At 75.5% G+C, this 16543-nt stretch carries 17 protein-coding genes; 7 read left to right on the top strand and 10 right to left on the bottom strand.

Going from position 1 to position 16543, the window contains the following annotated elements:
• Positions 1-220: 220 nt before the first annotated feature.
• Both ACTJIY_RS19405 and ACTJIY_RS19400 read left to right on the top strand, forming a co-directional pair.
• Entirely contained in the window at positions 221-1594 is a 1374-nt protein-coding gene (locus ACTJIY_RS19405; protein ID WP_440675192.1) for an alanine racemase, read from the top strand.
• Between the two features lie 56 nt (positions 1595-1650).
• Positions 1651-2058, top strand: coding sequence for a RidA family protein (locus tag ACTJIY_RS19400; RefSeq protein WP_087469635.1), 408 nt, complete (start codon positions 1651-1653; stop codon positions 2056-2058).
• Between the two features lie 25 nt (positions 2059-2083).
• Here ACTJIY_RS19400 and ACTJIY_RS19395 read toward each other — a convergent pair whose 3' ends face one another.
• Entirely contained in the window at positions 2084-2740 is a 657-nt protein-coding gene (locus tag ACTJIY_RS19395; RefSeq protein WP_440675191.1) for a manganese efflux pump MntP, read from the bottom strand.
• Between the two features lie 211 nt (positions 2741-2951).
• Between ACTJIY_RS19395 and ACTJIY_RS19390 the strand changes: the two genes are divergently transcribed.
• Positions 2952-4163 carry an AAA family ATPase gene (locus ACTJIY_RS19390; protein ID WP_440675190.1) on the top strand — a complete coding sequence of 404 codons (1212 nt, stop codon included), beginning with the start codon at positions 2952-2954 and terminating at the stop codon, positions 4161-4163.
• A gap of 47 nt (positions 4164-4210) precedes the next feature.
• On the opposite strand, the gene ACTJIY_RS19385 is transcribed toward ACTJIY_RS19390, so the two are convergent.
• The 3 genes from ACTJIY_RS19385 to ACTJIY_RS19375 form a co-directional block, all read right to left on the bottom strand.
• Positions 4211-5419, bottom strand: coding sequence for a glycerate kinase (locus ACTJIY_RS19385; RefSeq protein ID WP_374614998.1), 1209 nt, complete (start codon positions 5417-5419; stop codon positions 4211-4213).
• 69 nt (positions 5420-5488) lie between these two features.
• Positions 5489-6034: a MarR family winged helix-turn-helix transcriptional regulator gene (locus ACTJIY_RS19380; protein ID WP_253053057.1), complete on the bottom strand. Its 546-nt coding sequence runs from the start codon at positions 6032-6034 to the stop codon at positions 5489-5491.
• Between the two features lie 60 nt (positions 6035-6094).
• A complete protein-coding gene (locus ACTJIY_RS19375) occupies positions 6095-6856 on the bottom strand; it encodes an isoprenyl transferase (RefSeq protein WP_253053055.1) in 762 nt (253 codons plus the stop codon).
• Positions 6857-7220: 364 nt separating this feature from the next.
• On the opposite strand from ACTJIY_RS19375, the gene trhA reads away from it, so the two are divergent.
• Complete coding sequence (gene trhA / locus ACTJIY_RS19370) at positions 7221-7928, top strand: PAQR family membrane homeostasis protein TrhA (RefSeq protein WP_439158856.1); 708 nt, start codon at positions 7221-7223, stop codon at positions 7926-7928.
• A gap of 13 nt (positions 7929-7941) precedes the next feature.
• On the opposite strand, the gene ACTJIY_RS19365 is transcribed toward trhA, so the two are convergent.
• Genes ACTJIY_RS19365 through mca form a run of 3 tightly spaced genes read right to left on the bottom strand, consistent with a single transcriptional unit; the run spans position 7942 to position 10081 of the window.
• Entirely contained in the window at positions 7942-8748 is an 807-nt protein-coding gene (locus tag ACTJIY_RS19365) for a carbon-nitrogen hydrolase family protein (protein WP_253053053.1), read from the bottom strand.
• Between the two features lie 2 nt (positions 8749-8750).
• Positions 8751-9143, bottom strand: a complete 393-nt coding sequence (locus ACTJIY_RS19360) for a hypothetical protein (protein ID WP_353708642.1) — start codon at positions 9141-9143, stop codon at positions 8751-8753.
• Positions 9140-10081, bottom strand: coding sequence for a mycothiol conjugate amidase Mca (gene mca, locus ACTJIY_RS19355; protein WP_253053049.1), 942 nt, complete (start codon positions 10079-10081; stop codon positions 9140-9142). The genes ACTJIY_RS19360 and mca overlap by 4 nt, the downstream gene beginning before the upstream one ends.
• Before the next feature lie 196 nt (positions 10082-10277).
• Between mca and ACTJIY_RS19350 the strand changes: the two genes are divergently transcribed.
• Together ACTJIY_RS19350 and greA are read left to right on the top strand one after the other, a co-directional pair.
• Positions 10278-10712, top strand: coding sequence for a DUF4307 domain-containing protein (locus tag ACTJIY_RS19350; protein ID WP_253053047.1), 435 nt, complete (start codon positions 10278-10280; stop codon positions 10710-10712).
• A 299-nt stretch (positions 10713-11011) separates the two neighbouring features.
• Positions 11012-11494, top strand: a complete 483-nt coding sequence (greA, locus tag ACTJIY_RS19345) for a transcription elongation factor GreA (protein WP_047232065.1) — start codon at positions 11012-11014, stop codon at positions 11492-11494.
• Between the two features lie 83 nt (positions 11495-11577).
• On the opposite strand, the gene ilvA is transcribed toward greA, so the two are convergent.
• The 3 genes from ilvA to ACTJIY_RS19330 all read right to left on the bottom strand — a co-directional run bounded on the left by ilvA (position 11578) and on the right by ACTJIY_RS19330 (position 15502).
• Positions 11578-12843, bottom strand: a complete 1266-nt coding sequence (gene ilvA, locus ACTJIY_RS19340) for a threonine ammonia-lyase (protein WP_353708640.1) — start codon at positions 12841-12843, stop codon at positions 11578-11580.
• Positions 12840-14135 carry an AI-2E family transporter gene (locus tag ACTJIY_RS19335; protein WP_253053043.1) on the bottom strand — a complete coding sequence of 432 codons (1296 nt, stop codon included), beginning with the start codon at positions 14133-14135 and terminating at the stop codon, positions 12840-12842. Before ACTJIY_RS19335 ends, ilvA begins: the two co-directional genes overlap by 4 nt.
• Positions 14136-14260: 125 nt before the next feature.
• A complete protein-coding gene (locus ACTJIY_RS19330) occupies positions 14261-15502 on the bottom strand; it encodes a cystathionine gamma-synthase (RefSeq protein WP_440675189.1) in 1242 nt (413 codons plus the stop codon).
• 197 nt (positions 15503-15699) lie between these two features.
• Here ACTJIY_RS19330 and ACTJIY_RS19325 point away from each other — a divergent pair, with 197 nt between their 5' ends.
• Entirely contained in the window at positions 15700-16494 is a 795-nt protein-coding gene (locus ACTJIY_RS19325) for an SDR family NAD(P)-dependent oxidoreductase (protein WP_440675188.1), read from the top strand.
• The last annotated feature ends 49 nt before the right edge of the window (positions 16495-16543 follow it).

The following is a 16543-nucleotide window of genomic DNA, read 5'->3' as shown; positions in this document are numbered from 1 at the left end:
GACCCCGACCAGGTCCGCGACGAAGCGACCTACGAAGAACCACGCCGCCCGGCGTCCGGCGTGGACGACGTGCTCGTCGCGGGCGTGCCCGTCCTGCGCGACGGCAGGCTCACCACCGCCCTGCCGGGCCGGCCGCTGCGCCCGGGCACCGGCGTGCGGTCGGCGTGACCCGCGTGCCCGCCCCGTCCAGCACGAGAGCCCCACTCCCGAGGAGGACCACATGACCGGCACGACGGACGACGCCGCGCGTCCCGCACCCGACCGACCCTGGGCGGGCGACGTCGTCGGGCCCCGGACCAAGGGGCTGCGGCTCGACGCCCCGGCGACCGTCGCGGACGTGCTCGCGGGCTCGCCACGCGTCACGGACGGCGCGTTCTCCTGGCCCCTGCTCACGCTCGACGACGCGACGCTCGACCACAACGTCGGCGTCGTCGCGCGCGTGTGCGCGGAGCGCGGCGTCGAGCACGCGCCGCACGTGAAGACGACGATGTCGCGCGCGCTCTACGCGCGCCAGGCCGCGGCGGGCGCGTGGGGGGCGACGGTCGCGACGCCGTCGCAGCTGCGCACCGTGCGCGACTGGGGCGTGCCGCGCGTGCTGCTCGCGAACGAGCTGCTCGACCCGCGCGAGATCGCCTGGCTGCGCGACGACCTGACCGGTGTGGTCGACGGCTCCCCCGACGAGGTATGGCTGTGCGTGGACTCGCCGCACGGCGTCGACCTCCTCGCGCGCGGGCTCGCGGACGCGCCCGCCGCCGTGCGGGCGCGCGTCGGCGTGCTCGTCGAGCTCGGCGTCCCGGGCGGGCGCACGGGCGTGCGCAGCACCGCGGCCGCGCTCGACCTCGCGCGCGCGGTGCGGGCGTCGGGTCTGAGGCTGCTGGGCGTCACCGGGTACGAGGGCTCGGTCGCGGGCGGCACGAGCGACGACGAGCTCGCCGCCGTCGCCGCGTGGTGCGACGGGCTGCGCGACCTCGGCGCGACGTTCGTGCGCGAGGGCCTCGCGGGCGTCGACGAGCCGCTCGTCCTGTCGGCGGGCGGCAGCTCGTTCCTCGACGTCGTGCTCGCCGAGCTGCCCGGGCCGGTCGTCGGCGCGGACGGCCGCGAGGTCGAGGTCCGCGTCGTCGTGCGCTCGGGCGCCTACGTCACGCACGACCACGGCTTCTACTCGCGCACCGACCCGTGGAGCCGCATCCCCGGCGCAGAGCAGCTCCGGGGCGCCGCGACGGTCTGGGGCCAGGTGCTGTCCGTCCCGGAGCCGGGTCTCGCGATCTGCGGCATCGGGCGCCGCGACGTGTCGTTCGACATCGACCTGCCCGTCGCGCTGTGGCTGCGCACGCAGTCCGACGACGGCTGGCTGCCCGCGCGCGAGCTCGCCGGGACGCGCGTCACCGCGCTCAACGACCAGCACCTCTACCTCGCGCTCGACGCCGGCGAGGCCGGGGCCAGCCACGTGACCGGCCCCGCGACCGCCCAGGTCCGCCCGGGCGACGTCGTCGGGTTCGGCATCTCCCACCCGTGCACGACGTTCGACCGCTGGCGCGTGGCGGCGGTCGTGCGCGGCGACGAGGTCGTCGACCTCGCGACCGTCGACCTCTGACCATCGCCCGAGACCACGCTCACCCCCCGCGACCCCCGAACGACCGAGAGGACACCATGACCAGCGAGAAGACCGCGATCTCGACCCCCGACGCCCCGGCGCCCGCCCACACGTTCCACCAGGGCGTGCGCAAGGGCCCGTTCGTCCAGGTCTCCGGCCAGGGCCCCGTCGACCCCGCGACGAACGAGTACCTGTACCCCGGTGACGTCGCCGCGCAGACCACGCGCACGCTCGAGAACGTGCGGGCGATCGTCGAGGCCTCCGGCGCGACGTTCGACGACGTCGTCATGCTGCGCGTCTACCTCACGAAGCGCGAGGACTTCCCGATCATGAACGACGCCTACGGCGCGTTCGTCGCGCAGCACACCACGAAGGGCGTGCTCCCCAGCCGCACCACGGTCTTCACGGGCCTGCCGCGCGAGGAGATGCTCGTCGAGATCGACGCCTTCGCGATCACGGACTGATCCCCGCCCACAGCGGGTCGGCGGGTCAGAGGAGGTGTGCGAGCAGGATGCGCACGCCCAGCAGGACGAGCACGGCGCCGCCCGCGACGGTCGCCCAGCGGCCCAGGCGCTCGCCCGCACGGGCGCCGATCCGCACCCCCAGGGCGGACAGCACGAGCGTCACGGCGCCCACGAGGACGACCGCGGGCAGGATCGGGACGCCGAGCACCGCGAACGTGACGCCCGACGCGGCGGCGTCGATCGAGGTCGCGATCGCCAGCGGGAGCAGCACCCGGTAGGCCACGCGGGGGCGGGTGACGGGCAGCGCGAGCGTCGCGACGGCGGCCGGCGCGCCAGGCGTCCCGGCTTCCCCGCCGGCGGCCCGCTCGTCCGCCGACCCCTCCACGTGCTCGACGGCGTGCTCGGCCTCGTCCTGGAGGCCCTCCTTGACCATGTGCGCGCCCACGAACGCGAGCATCCCGAAGGCGATCCACGGCGCGACGCCGGAGACCGCGTCGGCGAACCACGTGGACAGCGCCCAGCCGGCGAGCGGCATGAGCGCCTGGAAGAGGCCGAAGAGGACCGCGACGCGCGCGGTCTCGCGCCACGTCGGGCGGCGCATCCGGGTGCCCTGCGCGAGCGCCACGGCGAACGCGTCCGCCGCGAGCGCGACCGCGACGACCGCGAGCTCGAGAATTCCCACGAGAAAGCAGCCTAGAAAGCGCCCGAGGAATGCGTCCAGGTGCGTCGTGGTGACGCTGGTCTCGGCATTTCCGGACGTGGATTCCGGCATTCCCGGACGCGCATTCCCGCATTCCTGGATGCGGGTGCCCGCAACCTCGGGTACGGGCGTCCGCGGCGCCCGGCCACGCCCGCGTGGGAGGCCACGCGTAGCGTGCGCGGCGGAGGTGACGATGCTCGCGACGATCGCCGTGGAGGGGTACCGCTCCCTGCGCAGCCTCGTGCTGCCGCTCGACCGGCTGACGGTCGTGACCGGGGCCAACGGGACCGGGAAGTCGAGCCTGTACCGCGCGCTCCGCCTGCTCGCGGAGTGCGCGCTCGGGGGCGCGGTGGGGGCGGTCGCGCGCGAGGGCGGGCTGCGCTCGACGCTGTGGGCCGGGCCGGAGCAGGGCGGCAGCCGCGCGCTGCGTGACGGTGGCCCGGTGCAGGGCACGCGGCGGACCGCGCCCGTCGCGCTGCGGCTGGGGTTCGCGGGCGGCGCACCGGGCGACCTCGGCTACGCCGTCGACCTGGGGCTCCCGCAGCACCCCGGGTCGGCGTTCGGGCTCGACCCCGAGATCAAGGTCGAGACGGTCTGGTCCGGTCCCTCCCCGCGTCCCGCGACGCTCCAGGTCGAGCGGCGCGGGCCCGCGGTCCGCGTGCGGGACGACGCCGGACGCTGGGTCTCCACCCCCGCCCGGCTCCGGTCGTTCGACAGCGTGCTCACCGAGCTCGTCGACCCGGTGGGCGCGCCGGAGGTCGTCGCGGTGCGGGAAACGCTGCGCTCGTGGCGGTTCTACGACCAGCTCCGCACCGACGCCGGCGCCCCGGCGCGCGCGCCGCAGGTCGGCACCCGCACGCCGGTCCTCGCGCACGACGGCGCGGACCTCGCCGCCGCGCTCGAGACCGTCCGCGACCTCGGCCGCGGCGACGAGCTCGACGCCGCCGTGTCCCGCGCGTTCCCCGGGAGCCGGCTCGCGGTGCACGCCGACGACGGACGGTTCGAGATCGCCCTCCACCAGCACGGGCTGCTGCGACCCCTCACGGGCGCCGAGCTGAGCGACGGCACGCTGCGGTACCTGTTCCTCGTCGCCGCGCTGCTCTCGCCGCGCCCGCCCGAGCTCCTCGTGCTCAACGAGCCCGAGACGAGCCTGCACCCGGACCTGCTGCCCGCGCTCGGCACGCTCGTGCACGCCGCGGCCCGGGAGACGCAGGTCGTCGTGGTGACCCACGCGACGCCGCTCGTCGAGGCGTTGCGGGACGCGACGGCGTCGGGCACGGCCGACCTGCCGGGCTCCGACGAGCTCCTCGAGGTCGAGCTCGTCCGCTCACCGTTCGGCGAGACGACGGTCGCCGGGCGCGAGGGCCCGCTCGACCAGCCGCCGTGGACCTGGCCCCGGCGGTGACGCCGGCGGCGCGGACCTCGGGCTCGAGCCCCGCCCCGGAGCGGCGGTCAGCGCCGCGAGGCGACGTGGAGGCTCGTGACCGTCGCGGCGAGGTCGGTGAGCCGAGAGGCCGTCCGGTCGAGCAGCTCGTCGAGCTCGATGGGGCCGGGGGCGATGCTGAACGCCGCGGCGATGCCGGCGTCGCGCGCCTGGTGCGCCGGCAGCAGCACGCGCCCCGCGAGGACGACGACCGGCGGACGGTGCGGTGCCTCGGCGGCGAGCGCGCCCATCGCGTCGGCGACCTTGCCGTTGACCGACTGCGAGTCGAACGACCCCTCGCCCGTGACGACCAGGTCCGCACGGCGGATCGCGTCCGGCAGCCCGACGGCCTCGGCGACGAGCCGCGCGCCGGGCTCGAGCTCCGCGCCGAGGACGCCGACCATCGCCGCGGGCACGCCGCCCGCCGCGCCCGCCCCCGCGAGCTCGGACACGTCGAACCCGGCCTCCTCGACCAGCACCCCTGCCCAGCGGCGCAGCGCGTCGTCGAGGAACGCGACGTCGGCCTCCTGGGCGCCCTTCTGCGGGCCGAACACGTGCGCCGCGCCGCGCTCGCCGTGCAGCGGGTTGGTCACGTCGACCGCGAGGCGCCAGCGCACGTCGCGGGCGCGCGGGTGCAGCCCGGACAGGTCGAGGCGCGCGACCCGCGCGAGCCCCTCGCCGCCGTCGGGCACCTGGTCCCCGGCGGCGTCCAGGAGCCGCGCGCCGAGGCCGGTGAGGATGCCCGCGCCGCCGTCCGTCGACGCCGACCCGCCGAGGCACACGATCACCTCGTCCACGCCCGCGTCGAGCACGGCCGCGGCCGCCGCGCCCGTGCCGAGCGTGTGCGCGTGCAGGGGCTGCAGCGCGACGTCGCTCACCTGCGGCAGGCCGCTCGCCTCCGCGAGCTCCACGACGCCCAGCCGCCCGTCGGCGGAGACCCCGTACCGCGCGGTGCGCGGACGCCCGATCGCGTCGACGGTCGCGACCTCGCGCGCCGGTACGCCCCACACGGCGAGGAGCGCGTCGAGGGTGCCCTCGCCGCCGTCGGCCATGGGCAGCTCGACGACCTCGGCGTCGGGGACGACGCCGCGCACCCCGGCGGCGACGGCGTGCGCGACGTCCGCGGCGCTCAGGCTGCCCTTGAACGAGTCGGGCGCGACGACGACGCGCAGCGGGCCGTCGGGGCGCTGCGGGGAACCGGTCTGGATGGTGCTCGGCGTTGAGGACACGCTTCGCATCCTAGGCAGCGCGGGACCTCCCGGTCCGCCCGGGAACGGACGGACCGGACGTGTTCCCCGCCACAGCGCTCACGGACGCCGCCCGTCCGCCGGTGGCTCGGGGACGGCCTCGCGCACCACGTCGGGGATCGTCTGCTGGGCCGCGCGCAACCGCTCGAGGAGCTCGCCGAGGGTCGTGAGATCGTCGTCGTCGAGCGCCCCGCCCACGTAGGTCGCGATGGCTCGCGCGTGCGCGCGCCCGGTCGCCCGCTGGAGGTCCCGGCCCGCCCGCGTGAGCCGGACGAGCGTGCCGCGCGCGTCGTCGGGCGCGGACGTCCGCTCGACGAGGCCGCGCGTCGCGAGCCGGTCGACCATGCGGCTCAGCGACGGCTGGCTGAGCAGGATGTAGACGTTGAGGTCGCGCAGGCGCATCCCCTCGTCCGGGCCCTTGGTGAGCGAGAAGAGCACGTCGTACTCGCGCAGGGTGAGGCCGTCCCAGACCGGGTCGGCCTGCAGCCGGCGCATGACGGTGACCTGCGCCCGGAAGAGCGACTCCCACGTCTCCACGGCGAGCCGCGGGCTCCCGTGACCAGGCGCCGTGACGGGCTCGTCCTCGCGCCGGCCCTGCTCGACCATGACACCCCCGGACGGCTCGATCGATGCGTTCGCATCGACCTTACCGGGTCGGGAGCCGGCTCAGCGGCCGAGGCGACGCTCGCGCTGGGAGTAGGCGCGCAGCGCGCGCAGGTAGTCGACGCGCCGGAAGTCCGGCCAGTACGCCTCGCAGAAGTAGAACTCGGAGTGGGCGCTCTGCCACAGCAGGAAGCCGCCGAGGCGCTGCTCGCCCGACGTGCGGATGACGAGCTCCGGGTCCGGCTGGCCCTTGGTGTACAGGTGCTCCTCGATGTGCTCGACGTCGAGGTTCTCCGCGAGGTCCTGGAGCCGCGCGCCCGCGGCCGCCTGCTCGCGGAGGTAGGAGCGCACCGCGTCGGCGATCTCGTGTCGCCCGCCGTAGCCGATCGCCACGTTCACCTGGAGCCCGTCGACCGAGGCCGTGCGCTGCTGCGCCTCGCGCAGCGCGCCGGCGAGGCGCTCGGGCAGCAGGTCGAGGCGGCCCATGACCCGCAGGCGCCAGCGGCCCGAGTCGGCGAGGTCGCGCACCGCGTCCTCGATGATGTCGAGCAGCGCGGAGAGCTCCTCCTGGGAGCGCGAGAGGTTGTCGGTCGAGAGCATCCACAGCGTGACGACCTCGACGCCCTGGTCCTCGCTCCAGCCGAGGAACTCCGCGATCTTGTCGGCACCGCGACGGTGCCCGGTCGCCGTCGACTCGCCGAACGAGCGCGCCCAGCGCCGGTTGCCGTCGAGGATGACGCCCACGTGGCGGGGCACGCTCTCGTGCGAGAGGGTCGCGGCGAGGCGACGCTCGTAGAGTCCGTAGACGGGGCGGGGCAGGCGCACGACGGTTCCTCGACGGTGGAAGGACGGGTGTCGCCCGGCGGGCTGGTCCCTGGTCGGGACGCGCGGGCCGAACCCGCACACGCTACCGCTCCGGAGCGTCCGGACGGCAGGGCGCCCGCGACCGCGCACGGCCCTGCCCAGGATCTTCACACCCGCGGCGCGACGAGGGCTCGCGAACCTACGCTCGCGTAACTTACGATGGCGTAGGTTCGACGGACGACGCCGCGTGCGCGTCCGCCCGACCCACCCGACCACCGGCAGACCACCGCCCGACCCGGCCCGACCCCGAGGAGACGCCGTGGACCGACCGCACGACAGCGACCCCACCCCGAGCGCGCCCGCCACCGACACCGGACGCGCGCGCCTGCCGGGCGCCGACGCCGTGAAGGACGTCCGCGAGAGCGTGGGCGACGCGGTCGAGAAGGTCGCCGAGGCGGTCAAGCCGCGCCTGCGGGGCTGGATCCACGCGGGGACGTTCCCCGTCGTGCTCGTCGCGAGCATCGTCCTCGTCGTCGTCGCCCCGCCCGTCGCGGGCAAGGTGTCGTGCGCGATCTTCGGGCTCAGCGCGTGCCTCCTCTTCGGCACGAGCGCCGTCTACCACCGCGGTACGTGGTCGCCACGCGTCGCCGGGGTGCTCCGCCGCGCCGACCACTCGAACATCTTCCTCATCATCGCGGGCACCTACACACCCCTCGCGGTGCTCCTGCTCCCCCAGCGGACCGCGACGATCCTGCTCGCGATCGTCTGGGGCGGCGCCGTCCTCGGCCTCCTCGCCCGGATCCTGTGGCTCGACGCCCCGCGCTGGGTCTACGTGCCGATCTACGTCGCCCTCGGCTGGGTCGCCGTCGGCTACATGCCGCAGTTCTGGACCACGACGAACGGGCCGGCGATCGTCTGGCTCGTCGCCGCGGGCGGCCTCGCCTACACGCTCGGCGCCGTCGTCTACGGCATCAAGAAGCCGAACCCCAGCCCCCGCTGGTTCGGCTTCCACGAGATCTTCCACGTGCTCACCGTCGTCGGCTTCACGTGCCACTACATCGCGATCATGCTGGCGGCGGTCGCGGCCCGCTGAGCGCGCCGCGAGCTCAGTCCCGAGGGACGACGGCGTACCGGCGGTTGGCGAGCGACGGGTTGCGCTCGCGCACGCTCGCCAGGGCCGCGGGGTCGAGGTCGGCGCTGCGCAGCTCGGCGCGCTCCCCGAGCTCCAGGCCGACCTGGCCGTCCGGGCCGACGAGGAGCGAGCGGCCGGTCACGCCCCTGCCCGCCTGCCCGACCGCGAGCACGACGGCGGTGTTCTCGATCGCCCGCGCCCGCGCGAGGGTGCGCCACTGGTCCGCCTTGAGGTCGCCCGCCGCCCACGCCGCGGGCACGACGAGCACGTCCGCGCCGGCGTCGACGAGCCGCCGCGCGCTCTCGGGGAACCGCAGGTCGTAGCACGTCATGACGCCGAACGTCAGGTCACCGAGGCGCACGACCAGCGGCGGCGCCGCCGGGTCGCCGGCGTCGAGCCGGTCGGACTCGCGGTGCCCGAACGCGTCGTAGAGGTGCACCTTGCGGTACGTGCCCACGAGCTCGCCCGACGCGTCCACCGCGACGACGACGTTCACCGCGCGTCCCGCGGCGCCGCCCGGCACGAGGGTCCCCGCGATCGCGGCGACCCCGTGCTCGCGCGCGAGCCGGCGCAGGGTGGTCACGAACGGCCCGTCGAGCGGCTCGGCGTGCTCGACGCCCGTGCCCCGGGGGTCGAAGCCCGCCGCGTACTCGGGCAGCACGAGCAGGTCCGCGTGCACGCGCCCCGCCTCCCGGAACGCGGCACCGACCGTCACGAGGTTCGCCGCATGGTCGGCGGAGACCTCGATCTGGCCGATCGTGACGCGCGCCCCGGCGGCCACGGTCAGCCCTGCCGGGCGGGACCGCCGCCGGGCGCACCGTCGGGAGCGCCGCCGTCGGACGTCGTCCCGTCCGGGCTCTCGGCTCCGGGAGCCGCGCCGTCGGCGCCCGTCTCCAGCGGACCGTCCGCGCCGATGCCCTGCACCTCGGCGTTGTGCCGCATGCGCCGGAGCTGGCGGGACAGGGCGAAGAAGAGGCCCACGGTCGCGAGCGCCACCGCGAAGATCGCGAGGAAGCCGACGAGGCCCGGCGACACGTCGTTCGGGTCGAGGTCCTTGCGCAGCGGGTCGTCGGAAGGGCTCGGCGTCGCGGTCTCGGCGACGACGTCGGCCGCCCAGCCCGGACCGCCCGCGACGGTCGGCGCGAGAGAGTCCACGAGGGACGTCGTCGTGGTCACGAGGCCGCCTCCTCGCTCGCGACGAGCTCACGGACGCCCGCGAACAGGTCGTCCTCGGGGAGCTGCGTGGGGACGCGCGACTCGGCGAGCTCGAACTCCTCGAACGGCCACACGTCGACCTCGAGGTCGCGCGGGATCGCGAAGAAGAAGCCCTCGGGGTCGATCTGCGACGCGTGCGCGATGAGCGCCGCGTCGCGCTGCGCGTAGTAGCGCGCGACGTGGACGCGCGTCGTGACCTCGCGCTCCGGGATCTCCCGCGCGGACCGCGACTCGACCCAGTCGCCGAACGGTGACTCCAGGCCCGCGCCCTGCATCGCCTCGTGCAGCGTGCGGATGCGGTTCATCGAGAAGTCGTGGTTGTAGTAGAGCTTGAGCGGCGCCCAGGGCGCCGCCCCGCCCTCGCGCCGGTAGCGCTCGGGGTCGCCCGCGGCGTGGAACGCCTCGAACGCGACGCGGTGGCACATGACGTGGTCGGGGTGGGGGTAGCCGCCCGACGGGTCGTACGTCGTGACGACGTGCGGACGGAACTCGCGCACGAGCTCGACCAGCGGCGCGGCGGCCTCCTCGAGCGGCACCAGGCCGAACGACCCCTCGGGCAGCGGGGGCAGGGGGTCGCCCTCCGGGAGGCCCGAGTCGACGAAGCCGAGCCACTGCTGGCGCACGCCGAGCGCGCGCGCCGCGGACGCCATCTCGACGCGACGCAGGGCGCGCATGCCCTCGATGTCGTCGGGCCCCTCGCCGAAGCTCGGGTTGAGGATGTCGCCGCGCTCACCGCCCGTGCACGTCGCGACGAGCACGTCGACGCCCTCGGCCGCGTAGCGGGCGGCCGTCGCGGCGCCCTTGCTCGACTCGTCGTCGGGGTGGGCGTGCACGGCCAGGAGACGGAGCGTCTCCGGCTGCTCGCGGTGGGTGGTCGATCCGGCCGCGGGTTCGGCCACTGGTCCTCCCGGGTGCGTCGTACGTCTCCTCGCACGCCCGGACCTGTCGTGGGTGCACGACGAGCGCCCGGGCTCTGCGAAGATGGGTCGAGGACATGATCCCCCACCGCGCCCACACCTGACGAACCGCCGGGAACCACCGGCGCGACGCCGGGCCCGCGACCGGGCGCGGCGGCACCGACCACGGGACCGCACCATGACGAACGAGACCACCGCCCCGCAGCCGAGCCCGGGCGCACCCCTGCGACCGCCGGCGGGCCGCTACGGACCCGAGCCGACCGAGCGACGTCGGCGCCTGGCCGTCGTCGGCATCGTCCTCGTCGCGATCGTCGGGCTCGCGATCACGCTCGTCATCGGGCTGCGGTACGCGAACGAGCCGGTGCGGTTCAAGGACTTCGGGTACACGGTCGTGAGCCCGGAGCGCGTCGACGTGACGTTCGAGGTCTACATGGACCCGGGGACGACGGCGACGTGCACGCTCGACGCCCTCGCGGAGAGCTTCGCCCAGGTCGGGACCGTCGACGTGACGGTTGGGCCGGTCGAGGTCGCCGAGTCCCGGTACACGGTGAGCGTCGCGACCTCCGAGCTCGCCACGACGGGCATCGTCCAGTCGTGCCGCGTCGCGCCGTGAGGCCCTCCGGTCCGCGCGCCGGCTGACCTGCGGCGTCGCTGTCGGTGCCCGGTGCTTTGCTATCCTGAGGGATTCCCGCACCCGACCGTGTGGAGCCCGAGACTGCGTGCCGGTGACAAGCACGCCGTCCGCCGGGCGCCCCGGTTCCCGGCGGGGGACCAGTCCTACGCGCTGCCACCCGGCCAGCGTCACCGACCCGGGCAGGCAGGCGCACCGCGAACGCACGCGCCCCGGCTGCCCGTACCCGCACGGCCGTGCGACCGACCCGGCCGTCGACCATGGAAAGGAAGGAGCGAACCGTGACCGACACCACCGTCACCTGGCTGACCCAGGAGGCGTACGACAGGCTGCAGGCCGAGCTCGCCCACCTGTCCGGCGAGGGCCGTACCGAGATCGCGGAGCGCATCGCCGCCGCGCGCGACGAGGGCGACCTCAAGGAGAACGGCGGCTACCACGCCGCGCGTGAGGAGCAGGCCAAGAACGAGGCCCGCATCCGCGAGCTCACCGAGAAGCTGCGCAACGTGCAGGTCGGGACCCCGCCGGACGACGGCATGGTCGAGGCCGGCATGGTCGTCACCGCGGTCGTCGCGGGCGACGAGATGACGTTCCTCCTCGGCTCGCGCGAGATCGCCGGCACGACCGACCTCGACGTGTACTCGCCGACGTCGCCGCTCGGTGCCGCGATCGACGGCAAGACCGTCGGCGACGAGACGAGCTACACCGCGCCCAACGGCAACGAGATCGCCGTGAAGATCGTCGCCGCGAAGCCCTTCGAGGGCTGACGCGCCACCGGCGGCCACGCCGCCGGCGAGTCGTGAGAAGTGGCCCCTCCGAACGTCTCGGAGGGGCCACTTCTCGCGTCTCGTCAGAGGCCGGGCGAGCCGCCGTCGCTGCGCTCGACGCGGTAGCCCTCGGAGCGCAGGTGCGCGACGAGCTCGTCGCAGTGCTCCGGGCCCTTCGTCTCGACCTGCATGCGCACCCAGGCCTCGCCGATCGCGAGGCCGACGTCGGTGCGGTCGTGGTCGATGTGCATGATGTTGCCGCGCGTGGTCGCGATGACCTCGAGCAGGCGCGCGAGGGCGCCGGGGCGGTCGTCGAGCAGCACCTGGAGCTGGATGTACCGGCCGGCCGCCGCGAGGCCGTGCCGCACGACCCGCAGCAGCACGAGCGGGTCGATGTTCCCCCCGGACAGCACGACGACGACCGGGCCCTCGACCGGGTCCGCCGCGCCCGCGTCGACCGCGGCCGTCCCCGAGAGGAGCGCCGCGACGCCGGTCGCGCCCGCGGGCTCGACGAGCAGCTTCGCGCGCTCGGCGACCATGAGCAGCGACCGGGAGATCTCCTCCTCGGTCACCGTGCGGACCTCGACGCCGTGCTGGGCCAGGATCCCGAACGGCACGTGCCCGGGCGTCCCGACCGCGATGCCGTCGGCCATCGTCGCGGCGAGCCGTGCCGTCGTCGGCGTCCCGGCGACCAGCGAGCCCGGGTAGGCGGCGGCGCGCTCCGCCTGCACCCCGATCACGCGCACGTGCGGCGCCGTCTGCGCGAACGCCGCGGCGAGGCCCGCGACGAGCCCCCCGCCGCCGAGCGGCGCGATCACGGTCCGGACGTCGGGCACCTGCTCGAGGATCTCCAGCGCGATCGTCGCCTGGCCGGCCACGACGTCGGGGTGGTCGAACGGGTGGATGAACACGGCGCCCGTCCGGTCGGCCTCGGCACGCGCGGCGGCGAGCGTCTCGTCCACGTCCGCGCCGACGAGCCGGACCTCGGCGCCGTACTGGCGCGTCGCCGCGACCTTGGGCAGCGCGGCGTCGACCGGCATGTACACGACGGCCCGGATGCCGAGCAGGCCCGCGGCGAACGCGACGCCCTGCGCGTGGTTGCCCGCGCTCGCCGCGACGACGCCGCGGGTCTTCTCCTCGGCGCTCAGGCGCGCCATGCGCACGTACGCGCCGCGCACCTTGAACGACCCGGCGCGCTGCAGGTTCTCGCACTTGAGCAGCACGCGGACGCCGGCGGCCTCGCTGATCGCGCGCGTCGTCTGGACCGGGGTGCGGTACGCGACGCCGTCGAGCAGGCGGGCCGCGTCGCGGACGTCGTCGAGCGTGACCGGGACCGGCCCGGAGGTCACCGCACCTCCCCGGGAGCGTCCTCCACGGGTCCGGCGTCCTGCGGCCCGACGACGGCGGAGTCCTCGCCGGCGCCCTCGCGGGTCCGACGGCGCGCGGCCACGTCCTCGAGGTCGGCCTCCGCGCGCGCGATGACCGGCGGCTGCGGGCTCCCGCGCACCACGACGCGGTCGTCCGTGCCGAGCTCGGGGAACTTGTCGTGCCCGTGGAGGTAGAGCACCACGGTGTTGAGGACCGCCGCGATCGGGACCGCGAACAGCGCGCCCACGATCCCCGCGGCGAAGCTGCCCGCCGCGACGACGAGCAGCACGGCGACCGGGTGCAGCGAGACGGCGTGGCCCATGAGGAACGGCTGGAGGATGTGGCCCTCGATCTGCTGCACGAGCAGCACGATGCCGAGCATCACGAGCGCCTGCACCCAGCCCTGCGCGACGAGCACCACGAGCACCGCGATCGACCCGGTGACGATCGCACCGACGATCGGGATGAAGGACCCGACGAACACGAGGATGCCCAGCGGCAGCGCGAGGGACGGGACGAAGAACGCCGCACCGATCCCGATGCCGACCGCGTCGACCGCCGCGACGAGGATCTGCGTGCGCGTGTACGCGGCGAGCGTGACGATGCCGCGGCGGCCCGCCTGGTGGACGTCGTCGCGCGCGCGCAGGGGCAGCAGCCCCACGACCCACGACCAGATCGTGCGCCCGTCGAGGAGGAAGAAGAACGTGCAGAACAGCGCGATGAGGGCGCCGGCGACCACGTGGCCGATCGTCGTGGCCGCGCCGAGCGCGCCGGAGACGATCGAGTCCTGGTTCTCCGAGACCGCGGTCCCGGCCTGGTCGAGCCAGTGCGAGATCGTCGTCGAGTCGAGGCCGAGCGGGCCGTCCGCGAGCCACTCGGTGAACTGCTCGAACCCCTCGACCGCCTGGTCGCGCAGGTCCTGGAAGCCGCTGACGATCTGCTGCCCCGCGATGGCCACGAGCCCCGCGACGACGACGATGAGCGCGATGAGCGCCGCGCCGGACGCGAGCCCGCGCGACATGCGCAGGTGACGGCGGAAGAACCGCTGGACGGGCGTGAGCAGCACCGTGAGCAGGAGCGCCACCGCGATGGGGACGACGATCACCTTGAGCTGCGTGACGAGCCACAGGCCCGCCGCGATCGTCAGGCCGATGAGCAGCAGCCGCCACGACCAGGCGGCGGCCGATCGCACCGAGTCGGGCACCGCCGCCGCGCCGGGGCGCCCGGGGGGAAGCGGGTCGGGGGTCCTGTGCTGGTCCGTCTGCGCGCTCACAGCGCCACCCTAGGTGAGCGCCCCTCCGCTCGCGGCGCTGAAGACCCACGACGCGCCCGGTGTGCGCAGGATCTCCCCACCGCGCCCGGTGCGCGCGGGATCCCCCCGGCCGGGTCGGCCCCGGCCTACCCGAGCGCCCGGGTGAGGTCCGCGACGAGGTCCTCGACGTCCTCGATGCCCACGGAGAGGCGGACGAGGTCGTCCGGGACCTCGAGCGCCGTCCCGGCGACGGAGCCGTGGGTCATGCGGCCCGGGTGCTCGATGAGCGACTCGACGCCGCCCAGCGACTCCGCGAGCGTGAAGACCTGGGTCCGCGCGCACACGTCGAGCGCCTTCGCCTCGCTGCCGAGGCGGAACGACACCATGCCGCCGAACCCGCGCATCTGGCGCGCCGCGAGCTCGTGCCCGGGGTGCGACGCGAGGCCGGGGTAGATCACCTCGGTGACCGCGGGGTGGGCGGCGAGGAAGTCGGCGACGGCGGCGGCGTTCGCCTGGTGGCGGTCCATGCGCACCGCGAGGGTCTTGAGGCCGCGCAGCGTGAGCCACGCGTCGAACGGCCCGGCGACGGCGCCGGACGCGTTCTGGTGGAACCCGACCGCCCCGGCGACGTCGCTCCCGCCCGCGGGCGACGCGAGCCCGCCGGGGAGCCGGGCACCCGTCGCGACGACGAGCGCTCCCCCGACGACGTCGCTGTGGCCCCCGACGTACTTGGTCGTCGAGTGCACGACGACGTCCGCGCCCAGCGCGAGCGGCTGCTGCAGGTAGGGGGTCGCGAAGGTGTTGTCGACGACGAGCAGCGCCCCGGCGTCGTGCGCGACGCCCGCGAGCGCCGCGATGTCGGACACGCCGAGCAGCGGGTTCGTCGGGGTCTCGACCCACACGACGCGCGTCTCGGGGCGCACGGCGGCCCGGACCGCCTCGACGTCCGTGAGGTCGACGGGCGTGTGCTCCACGCCCCACGGCCCGAACACCCGGGCGATGAGCCGGTACGTGCCGCCGTACGCGTCGTCGGGCACGATCACGTGGTCCCCGGGGCGCACGACGGCGCGCAGCAGCGTGTCCTCCGCGGCCAGGCCGGACGCGAACGCGAACCCGCGCGCGGCGGGCGACCCGTCCGCCGTCGGGCCGAGGCCGCCGGACTCCGCGGCCGCGAGCGCCTCCTCCAGGGCGGTGCGCGTGGGGTTCGCGGAGCGCGAGTACTCGTAGCCGCCGCGCAGCCCGCCGACGCCGTCCTGCTTGTACGTCGAGACCTGGTGGATCGGCGGCACGACGGCGCCGGTGGTCGCGTCCGGGTCCTGCCCCGCGTGGATCGCCCGCGTGGAGAAGCCGGTGGTGGTCCAGTCGGGGTGCTCGCTCGAGGTGCTCACGGACCCACCCTACGGCGCCGCCCTGCGCCGAGCAGGTGGTCGTGGTCCGTCCCGCTGCCCGGACGAACCGGGACCGCCTGCTCGGCCTGCCGAGAGCGCCTGCTCGGCCCGCCGGGAGCGCCGCGGTGGCGACCGGCGTCGTCGCGCGGGACGGTGGGTGGGGCGGCGCGCGTCGCCCGGGCGCGGAGGGAGCACGCATGGAGATCGACCTCGGCGGGCGCAGGGCGCTCGTCACCGGCTCGGCGCAGGGCATCGGCCTCGCGATCGCGCGCGCCCTCGCGGAGTGCGGGGCGGCCGTCGTCGTCAACGGACGCTCGGAGGAGACCTCGTCCCGCGCGGCCGACGACGTGCGCGCGCACGTCCCGGGCGCGGACGTGCTCGGCGTCGCGGCCGACCTCGCGACCGACGAGGGCACGGCCGCGGTGCTCGACGCCGTGCCGCACGTCGACGTCCTGGTGAACAACCTCGGGATCTTCTCGAGCGAAGACCCGCTCGCGATCGACGACGCGACGTGGCGCCGCTACTTCGAGGTGAACGTCCTCGCGGGCGTGCGGCTCACGCGCACCTACCTGCCCGGGATGATCGAGCGCGGGTGGGGCCGCGTGCAGTTCGTGGGCAGCGACTCGGCGGTCGTGATCCCGGCCGAGATGATCCACTACGGCGTGAGCAAGACGGCGCTGCTCGGCGTCTCGCGCGGGTTCGCCAAGGCGGCGGCCGGCACGGGCGTCACGGTGAACAGCGTGCTCGCCGGCCCCACGCACACGGGCGGGGTCGAGGCGTTCGCTCGCGAGCTCGTCGGTGACGACCTGCCCTGGGACGAGGCGCAGCGCGTGTTCATGCGCGAGCACCGCCCGCAGTCGCTGCTCCAGCGCCTCATCGAGCCGGAGGAGATCGCGCACCTGGTCGCCTACCTCGCGTCGCCGCTGGCGTCGGCGACGACCGGCGCGGCGGTGCGCGTCGACGGCGGCTACATCGACTCGATCGTCCCGTGAGAGGCTCGTGCGGTGCGCCCGCCCGGCTCGCGACGGGCCGGCGTCGGCC

The organism is Cellulosimicrobium sp. 22598 (genome assembly GCF_052044445.1).
Taxonomy (GTDB): domain Bacteria; phylum Actinomycetota; class Actinomycetes; order Actinomycetales; family Cellulomonadaceae; genus Cellulosimicrobium; species Cellulosimicrobium cellulans_G.
The sequence above is the reverse complement of the archived record's forward strand: the minus strand, read 5'-3'. Positions and strand labels throughout refer to the sequence as shown.